Here is a 12882-nt window from a genome sequence, read left to right on the forward strand (position 1 = left end):
ATCCGCCGCATCCTGTTGGGACGCGGCGGATTGTTTAAATTCCGGCTTCTTTATATTTTTTCTCCAGAAATTCACCGATCTTATGGAAGGGCTTTTTTAAAGCGGCCAGGGGCAAAAAGACGAGAATGAAGCCCAGCAGAGCGGAGGCATTCAAGCGCACGCTTGCCCAATTGGAACCTGCAATGGCTTCACGAAAGCCGTTGATGCCGTAAGTAAAGGGCCACAGGGGATGGAGGAGCCCAAAGATGCGGGGGTTGGTCTGGATGGGGTAAATTCCGCCTGCGCCGGCAATCTGAAAGACCATAATGATGACCACAATGGCTTTGCCCACATTGCCGAATAAGGAAACCAGGGTAAAGATGATGACTACAAAGGTGATGGAGCACAAAATACTGAAAAACATCATCAAGCCAAAGTCGGCCGGTTTGACCCCCAGGATGAAGACATCTCCCAAGGTGATGATGGTGGACTGAATGAGGGATAAGATCAAAAACAGGGTCATTTTTCCAAAATGCTTTTGTTTCAGGTTCAGCTTGTGGTTCTCCAGATCATTGCAGTGAACGGTTAAAAAGGCACAAAGCAGCAGGACCCCTACCCAGATCGCCAATACGGTATAAAAGGGGGTAAGGCCTTCGCCAAAGGTCCCGCCCTGATAGATTTCCACCTGTTCAACGTCCAGGGGGGAGGAGACGAACTCGGCGATTTCTGAGGAATGGTTCTGGATGATGTTGTCCAGGGCGTCGAGATCCTCTGAGGAAATGCTGTTGATTTCCGCCAGGATGGTATCAAGATCCTCCTGGAGATCGGTGAGCCGGTTCATCATCTGGGCACTTTGCTGGGCGGCCAGTCCGCTGGACGCTGCGGCAAAGACGGACAAGGCGTCCAGTTGGGGAACGATAGCCAGAGCGGAACCCACCAGCCCGCTGGTATTGTCCAGGGATTGGGCGACTTTATCCCCCAGACCCTGTAAGAGGGGCAGTCCCTGGGCGGCATAGGAGGCGGACAGATTCTGGGCGAGCTGATTCAGTTCGGCGCTGAGCTGGGAAAGGGTCTCCAGTGCCTGGGCGGCAGCTTCCTTGGCCGTGCTGTTTTGCCCATCCAGGATCTGTATCATAGCTGTTTGTTGCGCGGCAACCAAACGGTCTGCATAACGCAGGGAATCGATCAGCAGGGTCAGGGCGTTTAAATGATAGGTGGCGTTCAGATCGCTTAAGGAGGAGATATCCGCCTGAATCAGGATATGCAGTGAAGAACAGAGCACGATATTTTGCTGGAGAAGGCTTTTGGTGTTTTCATCGAGGGTCGTGTCGTTGATGTTCTTCAGCCTGCCGATCAGCTCCTGATTCTGCCGATTCAGCTCCTGGACCCGGCTTAAATCGCTGCTGATGTTGTTAGCGATGGTCTGCATGGTGCGGTCGGTCTTTTGGGCCAGGGACCCGCCTGCGGCAGTGATTTGCTGTAAGCTGTTGATTTGGTCGGTCAAGGTGGGCGAAAGGGCCGCAGCTTCTAATAAATAGTTTTGAAAGCTGGCGGCGTTTTCCCCTGCTTTGTCGATATGTTGCTTGGCCGCGGCGATGTCCCCGTCCGCTTCTTGCAAAGTGCTTTGCAGATCCTGGAGTACGGAGCGGCTGATCTCGTGATTGTCGGTCCCTGTTTTGATCATTTCCATAGCTTTTTCATTCACTGTTTTGGTAAAGCTGCTCTCTATGCTCTCCATCAGGCGATCTTTTGCCACATTAGTGATTTTGGCGGCAATGGCATTGAGCTTTTCATTGACCCGGTACGTGACCACGGGCTTTTGGGGAGTGGGGGTGGCCAGGCTCGTCAGGCGTTCGGAAAAGTTGCGGGGAATTTCAATCATCGCATAGTACTGGCCTTCATTCAGGCCATAGTTGGCCTGCCATTCGTCCACGAACTGCCAGCCGATGGATCGATTTTCCTTGAGCTCCTCCATCACCTTTTCGCCTACATTGATAATTTCCCCGTTCATTACCGTCCCTTCATCGTTGTTGACAATGGCCACCGGCAGATTTCCGGTATTGGCATAGGGGTCCCAGCAGGCGTAAATATTCACCCAGGCGTATAAAGAGGGCAGCAGGCACAGGAGCACAATAATCGCCAGTGCGGCCCGGTTGTTTTTAATTGTCTTGATATCCCTGCGAAAAATCAGAAAGACGGGGTGGATTCTATGCCGGGCGATATGCTGCAGGGTATGCCCGACTTTCTGAAAGAATGTTCCTTTGGATCCCTTCATTGTTCGCCCTCCTTACTCTCCTAAACCAGAGCTTTCGAATTTTTTCTCAAAACGGTGGACCCGGGGATGAAGCAGATTGATAAGATAATAGCCGCTGATTAAAAAGACAAAGGCAAATAGGCCCAGCACCACAAAATCCAGCATTACGGCATTGACCAGGGGGCCGGCGATGGCTTCCCGGAAGCCGCCCACTGTATAGGCAAAGGGGAAAAGGGGCTGAAACACCCTGAAAATGGCGGGGTCGACCTGTATAGGATAGCTCCCTCCGCTGCCGGCCAGCTGAAAGATCATATAGATAATGGCCAGGGCTTTGCCGCCGTTGCCTAAGGTGGAAAATAGGGTATAGGTAATGATGCAGAACACTACGGAAGAGAAGACGGCCACACAGACAAAGAGAAAGGCGTTGACCACATGGACTTTTAAGAGCAGGATGTCGCCCAGGGCGACAATCAGGCCTTGAATGACCGCCATGGAGCAAAAGGTCATCATTTTGCCAAAATGCTTTTCCCGCAGGGTCAGGGTTTCGGAGCCCTCAAAGGGAGCAACCTCTGTCCTGAGGAGGGAATTCAGAATCAGACACCCCACCCAAAGGGCCAGGGTGGTATAGATTGGAGTCATACTGGACCCGTAGTTGGGAATGGGATAAATGGATTCGGTTTTCTGCTCGAAGGGTGAGGAAAGAAAGCTGCCCATAAATTCCGGGTTGCTTTGCAGAATGGAAATGATTTGGACGATGTCATTGTTATTGACCAACTCCAGCTTGCCGCCCAGGCTTGCGATGACGCCCCGGAATTCCACAAGCTTGTTCTGCAGCTTGCCGCTTATTTCCGAGGTGAGCTGGGCGCCCTCCTGGGCGGTTTGCATCATGCTCCCAATTTCCCCTCCCAGCTTCTGGGCGGATAGGGCCAGGGCGGCAGCGTTGTCGGCGGAGGTGACCAGGCGGGTGCCGATGGTGTTCAAATCCCCGCGGATGCTGTTATGATAATCGGTCAGGGCTTCGTTGGTCCGGCTTTCGATCTGATAGAGATCATTCTGGAGGGTGTCGGCCTTTTCTTTGATGAGAGCCGCGGCTTCACCGGCTTCGTTCTGGATATCGGATAGCTTTTGCCGGATATCACCCAGGTTGGCATCGATCTGGTTCAAGGTGTTGATCATCCGACTCAGCTCTTGCTTTTTGATGTCGTCTGCCTTTTGGGTGGTGTTCAAAACGTTTATGGCGGCATCCATTTTGGGCAGGACGGTATCGATGGACTGAATCACCGAATCGATGGCTTTATTGGCCGATTCAAGGGCCGCGCCTGTGTTTTTCTGAATGGCTTGCAGGGACTCCAGGGAGTCAAGAACCCCATCCTTAAGGCCGGAGTTCTGCAAGGCGCGAAGGCTTTCAATCAAGGCGGTGATTTGCTCGGAGGAAAGGGACTGGTTCACAGATTCCAGAGCTGCGATGGCGCTGCTGATGGAGGAATCGATGGTGTTGATTTGCTCCTCCAGCTGAGGAAAAGTGCGGTCCAGATATTCGGAAAGCTCTTCGGAATCAGCAGAAAACTGCTTTAGATTTTTTTGTACCTCAATCAATTGTTGTTTCATGTTGGTCAGAGAGGTTTTCAGGGAGGTCAGCCTGGCCACCGCATTTTTCGTATCGGAGCTCCAGTCGATTCTTTGGTAACGGCTCAGATAAGTGGAGGTCGCGCCCACGGAGTCTTCCATGGAACGCAGTAAGGCGTCCAAATCGTAGAATGCGGTGTTCATCTTTGTGGTATTTCCTTCCGAAACCGCAAGGTTCAACTCCAGGAACAGGGCGTGGGCACGCTGGCTGGAGGTATGGATGTAGGCCAGATTGGTATCCATATAATCCAGGGAGCTGTTCAGCCGCTGCTGTGTGGAGCGGGAAAGCTCCTGCTGGCTGACAGCGGTTTGGCTGACTGTGTTCAGTCCGCTTTCGACCAGGGGCCAGGCTGCGTTCATACTGGTCAGGAGCTGGTTTAGGTTGCCGGAATTGTCGTGCAGGGCGTTCATCGTCGTGGTCACAAGGGGCAGGTGGTTGTTCAGCCCTACGATGGCATCCTTCATTTTTATAATGTCCTGTAAATTGGTATCGGCATCTTTTCCCACTGGATTGAGAATGGCAAAAATCGATTCGTTAAGGGTGAATACAAAATTCTGGGTGATTTCTTCCACCAGTGTATTTTTGGCGGATTCCGTTATTTTTCCTGCAACGGGATTGATCTTGGTATCGACTTTATAAAGGATTTTCGGCTTTTCCGGGTTGCCGGAAAACATGGTCGTGAATTTTGCGGAGAAATCCTCCGGAAAGATAATGGCGGCAAAATAAGTACCGTCCGCCAGGCCCAAATCGGCCTGCCGTTCGTTAACAAACTGCCAGTCGATTTTGTCGTTTCCTTTCAGCTCCTCCACCACATCTCTGCCAATGTGGATTTCCTTGTCCCGAAAGGTGGTGGCCTGGTCATTGTTGACAATGGCGACCGGAATCGAACCGGTATTTTCGTAGATGTTCCAGGAAGCCTGTATGTTGACCCAGGCGTATAAGGAGGGAAGCAGGCATATTCCGGCGACGATAATAATAGCAACAGGGTTGCGCGAAATTCTTCGCCAATCCTGTTGCCAGATTTTCCTCATGTTTCTGAACTTCATAGGTAGTCCTCCGCTAAAGTGTAGTCAAAACGCCCACTATCCGTCGAATAAAGCGTCAATACTACAATTCTATCACCATTGTCAATGGACGAAAGTGGGTGATGACAAAATTTCTATAAGGCCAATAAAAATAAGCCCTGGGATTGGATATTTGTGGTTTAATAATCATCCAATCTCCAGGGAATATTTATGTCACAACCTATAGGTAGGTGACAATTATGATAAAAAAGTTGAGGTAATAAGTTTGTTCAACATATATTTTTATTTTTAGGACATGATAATTGAAGATTGAAAAACAATTACTTAGGAGGGTAAAAATGAGCACTAAAAAGCAGATGACAGGGTTAGAAAGTCTTACTGGGGTAAAAGTGGAGATGGAAATTGCAGAGGAGCTAAGTGCTTTAAAAGATCAGTTTAGTAAAATGCAGCAGTCTATTTCTAGCTTACAGTCTGGCATGGGGTCTCAAAATACATCTTCAGCCCAAGGGCAAGGACAGCAGCAATTAACGCAGTTATTTGATGAAATGAATCAATTTAAAAATCAATCAAAACAGGAACAACAGCAAAATCTAAGCAAGCTTCAACAATCTGTTCAGTCAGCTTCGCAAGCTTTAAATCAAGCTAGTCAATCCATCCAATCGATGAATGCTCTAGATCAAATGGCATCCTTTATCGAGCAAGCTCAATCTCAACTTCAAAATATCTCGCAAAACCCTCAAACCTCTCAGTCATCACAACAAGGAGCACAAGGTTCAATGCAGATGGGTCAAAGCTCAATGCAGACAGGACAGAGTTCTCAACAATCTGGACAAAGCTCGGATATCGGTCAGAGTTTTCAATAAACCAATATAGTAAATCAGCCCTCACTCAAACAGTGAGGGCTGTTTTTATAATTCTTATCTGACCCTAATTTTCTCGCCAGGATAAATAGTATCTGGTCTGCCGCGAAGATGAGGATAGTTAACGCTCATAACACATATACCCGCTCTCGCAAAGTATCCTGGCTCCCTTATTCGTCCTGGCATAATCGCGCACTTCATCGGGCATATGCCCTTCGCTTTGATAGGCCAATACTTTCTTTAACAGTTCGACGCTCTTGACTTTCTTGCGCAGGGAGGCCTCCCTGCCCACAATTTTCAAGGAGGTTATCCCCATGTCCCGATATTCGGGCAAGGTGCACAGACCGCACATGCCCAGCGGATATTTTACTCCGAAATACCCACCGCTGTTCCTAATCCCGATCCATTGCCACCTTTTCAAATCACCCACATTGCGCTCAAAGGTCTCCCCGGAAATTTTTAAGCTCCTTAACTTCCATGTCTCTAAAGCCCCGCCCTCTTCCGGCGGGATCAGCTTATACCGCCAGGCCGGATTATGACAGAAGGCGCCGCCAAATTGATGACTGACATGGCAGTGGGATTCCTCAAACATACAACCGTCGTTGAGGATAAAAACTTCATATTCCAGATCTTCCCCCGCCCTGTCAATGATCTTCTTAAGTGTCTTCGCCTCCAGATAACGGGGAAAAACGATTCGTTTGACACCCAGCTTCTTAAAGAACAGGACCGCGGAGCTGTTTAAAACGCCGGCCAGGCTGCTGACATGAATCACGATATCCGGTTCCTTCTCGATCAGCATCCGGATCAGCCCCGGATCCGCAACAATAAAAGCATCCACCTTGCAGCTCCTCTTGATCTCTCTTGCGAAAGCCAGAATCTCCTCATAGAGATCTTGGGCATAGCCCGGTTGATTCAACGTCAGGTATACCTTTTTCCCTTGGGCATGGGCGAAGTCAACCAGCAGAGACAAGCTTTCCAGGTCGGGGATGTTGGCGTTACCCGATTCGCGGCGATTGATCCAGATTTCCCGCTGGGTGTTCCCCGGCTTATTCTTCAATGCCCCAAGCCCTATTCCACAATAAAGTTCGTCGGCGCCATGTGCAATTAATCGTTCCGCTTCCTTTACGGAACTTACCGGTGCCAGGATGTTCATCGTACACCTCCCTGATCGATTAATGACTCCGATTAGATTGGCTCCGGCTGGAAAATCATCCGGTTGACCCCGATCTTTTCCGCCTCAGTCAGGATTTCAGCCAGGAATCCTTTGTTCTGACGATAAAAAACGGTGTTTCCCTTCTGCATAATTTGCCAGTCCTTATCTTTCTTAACCCGACCACTGAGGTCGGACATTTCCAGCCAACCTAACCTGCATTTCTGCGGACACGACCCGGTCGTCTTGAACTTTTCCTTGGCATCCAATCCCCACGATTGCATCAGGCAAATCCGGCCTGTCATAATCACGCCATAAGGGATATATAAAGAGATGTCATAACCCCAAGTCGGCAGATTTGGGTCCAGCCCCTGAGGGGGATAATCCAGTTCCACCCGTCCTACCTGATACTGATCAAGCAAGCCCTTCATCTCTCCTCCTGCCAGGTAGCTGGTCTGGAACTTGTGAATCACAGTTTGATCCGGCGAATTTCGCAAGGAATCCGGCATCCGGGGGTCCCGGATAATTTTATTCATCAGTCGGCCTAAAACAGGAGTAAGGGTGGAATGATGCTCCGTCACCCAATCAAGCACACCCCAGTCATTAATCACAACCTCAGCCTCAGGTTTTGTTTGCGCTAGGATGTCCAGCAGCTGCTGGACTTTAGTCAGCCCAGTCTCTGTCACATAGGGGGTGACGTAAGTAAATCCCCATCCACGTTCTTCAGCCGTACTAATCGCCTTTTCCAAAGCCTTCCCTGTCGATAACGCCCTTTCGCAGAATTCCTCACCGAAATAAAGCCTCGTAAAGCTTATCGGGCCGTATTTTGCTTCCAGAATCTCTTTTACCCCTGTTAGGTAACTTGTTTTTGCTCCGCCCCAAGGTTCCTCTATTCTTTTGAACGCCTGTTCATGTGGAATAGCCAAGACCCATTCCACGTCACTCACCTCCTTTAGAGTTACTTGATTAATACTCTACTATAGTATGATTTTCGGTGGTAATCTGAGCCCATTCGCCTTTAGAATTGTTCCTTTAATATGAAACAGCCTGTCCTGGATTCGAATGCACTTTCGAATCCAGCCAGGCTGCGGCGGGGGGATGATGGAACAACATCCATACCTACGAACTTAGGCGGCTGTCCCGCTTTAACGAAGGCTTTATTCTATTGATAATGCCAGAAGGTAGCAGACCAGTTTTAGTTCAAAAACTTCGTTTTTTTGCCACAACAAGTTAAATCTAATTTGTGCATGGCTCTTGTGCAGGCAATATATAATAGACTCCGGTCTAATTGTGTTTTATAAAGATCATCGGAAACATCGGGCACGATCACCTGATCAAATTCAAGTCCTTTCGACATGTGTACAGAAGTGATGACGATGCCATCTTGAAATTCGCTGCTGCCAAAACTCAATAGAATCATAGTGTCATAAGCGGTATGAAGTTGTTCAAAAAGCAGCCTTGCCTGTTTCTGTGATTTGCAGATAATACCCAAGGAGGCCTGTGCGGATTGTCTGAATTGCTCAATCAAATGCCGTATCTTGCCCAACTGTTCCTTCTGAGTTTGACATACTGTTATTGTTGGTTTGTCACCATGCCGTTCAATGGGAATTAGTTTTTTGTTTTCTAAAATTTTTTGGGTAAATCCGGTAATTTCAATGGTTGAACGGTAGCTCCTGCACAATTCCATACAATCACATCCGGCAAAGTACGGCTGAATCTTTTCCGCGGAGGATGAACTGTAAGGATTTACGCTTTGATAGCTGTCGCCCAAAATGGTCATTTTACAGGAAAATAGTTTCGCTAAAACGGCATATTGGATAGGCGTATAATCCTGCATTTCATCAACCAACAAGTGCTGTATACTTTTGTAATCCTGTTCTTCTCCTTCAAAATACATTTTCACATAAATGAAGGGATAGACATCGCAAAACTCCAACGTATTTTTACGGATAAAACGGAACAAATCATCCCGACCGAGGTAGCGGTAAAAATTTTGATACAGCAAAAGCGTATCGGTAAATTGAAACATTTTTTGTATGCTGTCTCTTATTTGGCGGGAAATTGCGGCGTCCATCTTTTTATTCGTATGTCTCTTGTATTTTTCTATTAAATCGTCTGCTATTTTACGCAACCGCTTCTTCATAGGCAGCCTTTTCAGAGCATGATAGTTAGAAAGCAGGGTTTCTTTGGAAACAAAAAAACTTCCGAGGGCCAGATCGGTGGGAACAAAATAGTTTTCGTCAGCATATTCCAAATACGATTGGAGCTGCTCTACAAAGAGGTTTGTCGCCTTAAACTCAATTCTGGCAATTGCTTCGGCATCCTCATCCGCTAATAAGCTTTCTACTTGTTCAGAAAAACTCTGATAGTGATACTTTCCAAGCATGCTCGTGGCAATATCATCAAAACTTATTTCTGCCATATTCTCTTCTCCTAATTCCGGCAAAACATTGGAGATGTAGTTGCCGAATACTTTATTAGGAGAAATAATCAGGAGATCCTTTGATGTTAAAGTCTCTTTGTAGCGATACAGTAAAAACGCGACCCGATGCAATGCTATAGAGGTCTTTCCGGAACCTGCTGCCCCCTGTAGGATCAGGACTTTTGCACTGTCATTTCTAATGATAGCGTTTTGCTCCCTTTGGATGGTTGCTACAATGTTTTTCATTTTGTCATCGGAATTCTGGCTTAATTCCTTTTGCAAAATTTCGTCGCCAATATTCAGAGAGCTTTCAATCATATACTCCATTTGAGTTTGTCTGATTCTGTATTGCCGCTTTAGGGTCAGCACTCCATCAATTTTTCCAACAGGAGCCACATAAAAAGCCGGGCCAATCTCAAAATCATAAAACATACTTGAGATAGGTGCTCGCCAGTCGAAAATGATGTTGTGAGATGTCGCGGGATCAGCAAAAGCATGCACTCCAATATAGAATGGATCTCCTTTACCTTCTTTTGTCTCAGCAAAATCAATTCTTCCAAAATAGGGAGATTGTATTAATTTTTGAAGCTTCCCTCTTTCTTTGATAGCTTTTTCTCCGAAGGTAACGCTATCATGAACAGCGATTCTATTCGCCGCTTTTTCAGCAAGGTCAAGTTGATTTTCATAGATATACCGCTTAGTCTCTAATATTTCTCTGGAGTAATGGTCTATTGTTTCTTTCATGTGTTCCAGCGCTGTTTTGAGCTTTCTCTGTACTTCACCTAAATACTCTCTTTCATCACTTTCCTTTTGATTAAACATAATTAATCTCCTTTATCCCTTTGAATTTACAATCTAAAGTATAGAAGGAAATTCAAAAAATACTAGACTTATAATTTTCAATGCGGTATCATTTAGATTAAGTATTGCCCCTAAAGAAAATGATAAAAAATTCCATTTCTCGATATTTTTAGGTTTATTTATATAATATAGCCTCTCCAATCGTTTGTATTGGAAAGGCTATAGTTTTTTATTATGAAAACGATGGCGACATGGGCCGTTATCCCATGGCAAGGGTTCTTAATTCCATTCGATAGCTGGTATTCTTTTATCTTTTTCACCTTCTCATCTCTGTTAGGTATTAATTAATAGATCACATACCTATTCCATCTTTTTTTACCTCATAAAAAAATCGTCGTAAGTAATCTCCAAAATTGTCTTTATGGCATGTAACTCATCCAAAGAAATATGCCTGATACCGGCCTCGATTTTCGCCAGTGTTCCCCGGGAAATATCACAGCCATGTATCTGTAATTGGGCTGAAAGCTCTTCCTGAGTCATACCCTTGGCGTTTCTCCATTTGCGAATATTATCGCCAATACTTTTATCCGCTTTGATGTTTTGTCCCATAGCTCTAAACCTTTCCTTGTTCCAATTTCGGAGCATATTTACCTTGATTATAGAGGGTAACCTATGTTATAATTGCTCCGATAACGGAGCAAAAGGGGATCACCATGGCGGATTATAAAAAAATGTATTTCGCACTTTTTAACGCAGTTACAACTGCGATTAATCATCTTCAGGATGCACAACGCGATGGGGAAAGTGAGTATATTGAAACCCAGGATAGTTCTTTAACTATTTTGCCCATTTCTGCTGATGAAAAACCAAAAGCCACCGAGTAAACGGTGGCGCCGATATAATGCTAAAGTCACAGGGCAAGCCTAGCCATACGCTGGACTTGCCCTGTACTTTTTTGCGTTGCAAAATGAAATCAGGTGATTCCGGTGTTATTTGACGTACGCAGCGGCGTTCTGGCCCGCAATACGGCCAAACACGACGTTGACGGCGGCCGGGTTGGCGCCCCAAGTCCCATCGTTAGCGCATTCACCTGCGGCGAACAATCCGGGAATAGCGTTTCCATCTGTTTTAAGCACCTGTGTATTCACATCCGTGTTAATTCCTCCAAATGTACCCTGTATGCGGCAGGTCATGGGAGCAGCATAGAACGGTGCTTCATCAAAGGTCATGTTCAGCATAGCGCGGCCAAACTCCTCGTCCTTGCCGTTAGCCACATAACCCTTGTAATTGTTGATCGTCTTCACGAGGTTCTCCTTGTTCACACCGATTTTGTCCGCAAGTTCTTCAATCGTGTTCGCACTTACGAAGAGGCCCAGCTTCTCGTACTCGCGCACATCCTTAACACCCTCGACAAGGGAATTGTCGAAGATCGCCCAACCACTGCCACCCTGTTGAACGACCTGAGGACCTACTCCATACGCACCCTGGTCGTTCACAAAACGCTGGCCGTCCTTGTTCACGAAAATCGCACCGGTGTTGAACAGGCTGCCCATATAATAGTAGTAGCCGTTCTCTGCCGTGGTATAGGTGAAGTTAACGCGAATATAATCCATGTTCTTCAGGTCCGCGCCCGCAGCTTGAGCCATCAGATGACCGTCTCCTGTACCTCCGGGGGAAGGGGAACTCTTATAACCCTTCAAAGTGGGGGCATATTCGGCAACCATGTCGTTGTTGGCTGCAAATCCACCGGAAGCGATGACCACCGCCTTAGCGGAAATGGTGTAGTCACCCTGCTTAGTGGAAACCTTGACGCCGTCCACGACGCCATCCTTCATAACCAGCTCAGTGGCTTTGCTGTTGACCCGCACGTCCACGCCGGTCTTTTCACATTCTGCCTTGAGCGCCGATACAATCGTGTTGCCAAATTCGCCCACCTCGCGGGCCGAAGTGGAGCTGACCTGACCGCTTGCCACCGTCAATTGTGCGCCGATACTGCGCAGCCAGTCTGCCGCCGCACCATTGTTATGGGTCAGTACGCTGAAGGCCTCCGCCGTTCCGTTGGGGTTTTGCTTTGTTAATATTGCCGCTTGTTCCTCTGCGGTCACATCGCTGCCCAACGCGATATGGGTTTTATCTCCCACCGCGCCGAAGCTCTCAACGGAGTAATTAGAGGTACCGCCCACAAGGCCAAGCTTCTCCAGCAGGATGACTTTCTTTCCCTCATTCGCCGCGCTTATCGCGGCGGTCATGCCGGCGCCACCGGCTCCAACCACCACCACATCCGCAGTGGTGTCTTCATGGGGCACATCGGCGATAACTTTACCAGTGAACTGGGCAGGATCGCCACCCGCCTGGGTGATCGCATTCCTGACAGCGTTCAGGAAGGCAGCGCTACTGACTGTCGCCCCGCTTACAATATCGAGATCCAAAGTCTGATTCTGCACGATCAGATCAGGGTACTGCTTGATGGGTACGGAACCGGTGTTGTGTGTCTCTTTTTCACTTACAACTTTAATGGCGTCGATGCTGTCCTTCCCGAGTGTGACCTTAACCACGATCGGGCCGTTACGACCGTTGCCCACGCCTAGGTAGTCGCCGGGGACGATCCCCCCCTGGGCCGAGCTTCCCGCACCGGCAGGAGCGGCGGTACAACCCGACAGCCCCAGCGTCAAGCACAGGAAAACCGATAGAATTGAGATAACCTTTGTCTTTTTCATCTTCTACCTCCTAATTTTAGCCGTATATACTATACGACTTTGTGAAA

General features: G+C 47.8%; 9 protein-coding genes. 2 read left to right on the forward strand and 7 right to left on the reverse strand.

Going from position 1 to position 12882, the window contains the following annotated elements; translation table 11 throughout:
• Positions 1 to 34 precede the first annotated feature (34 nt).
• Both DESDE_RS16290 and DESDE_RS16295 read right to left on the reverse strand, forming a co-directional pair.
• Positions 35 to 2254, reverse strand: a complete 2220-nt coding sequence (locus DESDE_RS16290) for a YhgE/Pip domain-containing protein (protein WP_014795123.1) — start codon at positions 2252 to 2254, stop codon at positions 35 to 37.
• A gap of 12 nt (positions 2255 to 2266) precedes the next feature.
• Complete coding sequence (locus tag DESDE_RS16295) at positions 2267 to 4906, reverse strand: YhgE/Pip domain-containing protein (RefSeq protein ID WP_014795124.1); 2640 nt, start codon at positions 4904 to 4906, stop codon at positions 2267 to 2269.
• A gap of 317 nt (positions 4907 to 5223) precedes the next feature.
• Here DESDE_RS16295 and DESDE_RS16300 point away from each other — a divergent pair, with 317 nt between their 5' ends.
• The gene (locus DESDE_RS16300) at positions 5224 to 5748 is read left to right on the forward strand and encodes a hypothetical protein (protein WP_014795125.1); all 525 of its coding nucleotides are present in this window, start codon (positions 5224 to 5226) and stop codon (positions 5746 to 5748) included.
• Between the two features lie 118 nt (positions 5749 to 5866).
• On the opposite strand, the gene DESDE_RS16305 is transcribed toward DESDE_RS16300, so the two are convergent.
• From DESDE_RS16305 to DESDE_RS16320, 4 genes are all read right to left on the reverse strand, one after another.
• A complete protein-coding gene (locus DESDE_RS16305) occupies positions 5867 to 6898 on the reverse strand; it encodes a peptidase U32 family protein (RefSeq protein ID WP_014795126.1) in 1032 nt (343 codons plus the stop codon).
• A 32-nt stretch (positions 6899 to 6930) separates the two neighbouring features.
• A complete protein-coding gene (locus tag DESDE_RS16310) occupies positions 6931 to 7842 on the reverse strand; it encodes a hypothetical protein (RefSeq protein WP_174270150.1) in 912 nt (303 codons plus the stop codon).
• A gap of 248 nt (positions 7843 to 8090) precedes the next feature.
• On the reverse strand, positions 8091 to 10139 hold the full coding sequence (locus DESDE_RS16315; protein ID WP_014795128.1) for a HelD family protein: 2049 nt from the start codon (positions 10137 to 10139) through the stop codon (positions 8091 to 8093).
• Positions 10140 to 10493: 354 nt separating this feature from the next.
• The gene (locus DESDE_RS16320; RefSeq protein ID WP_014795129.1) at positions 10494 to 10727 is read right to left on the reverse strand and encodes a helix-turn-helix domain-containing protein; all 234 of its coding nucleotides are present in this window, start codon (positions 10725 to 10727) and stop codon (positions 10494 to 10496) included.
• A 104-nt stretch (positions 10728 to 10831) separates the two neighbouring features.
• On the opposite strand from DESDE_RS16320, the gene DESDE_RS22130 reads away from it, so the two are divergent.
• A complete protein-coding gene (locus DESDE_RS22130; RefSeq protein ID WP_014795130.1) occupies positions 10832 to 11002 on the forward strand; it encodes a hypothetical protein in 171 nt (56 codons plus the stop codon).
• Between the two features lie 105 nt (positions 11003 to 11107).
• Here the strand turns inward: DESDE_RS22130 and DESDE_RS16325 are convergent, their stop codons facing one another.
• The gene (locus tag DESDE_RS16325) at positions 11108 to 12835 is read right to left on the reverse strand and encodes an FAD-binding protein (RefSeq protein ID WP_014795131.1); all 1728 of its coding nucleotides are present in this window, start codon (positions 12833 to 12835) and stop codon (positions 11108 to 11110) included.
• Positions 12836 to 12882: the final 47 nt, after the last annotated feature.

This window comes from Desulfitobacterium dehalogenans ATCC 51507 (assembly GCF_000243155.2).
GTDB lineage: Bacteria > Bacillota > Desulfitobacteriia > Desulfitobacteriales > Desulfitobacteriaceae > Desulfitobacterium > Desulfitobacterium dehalogenans.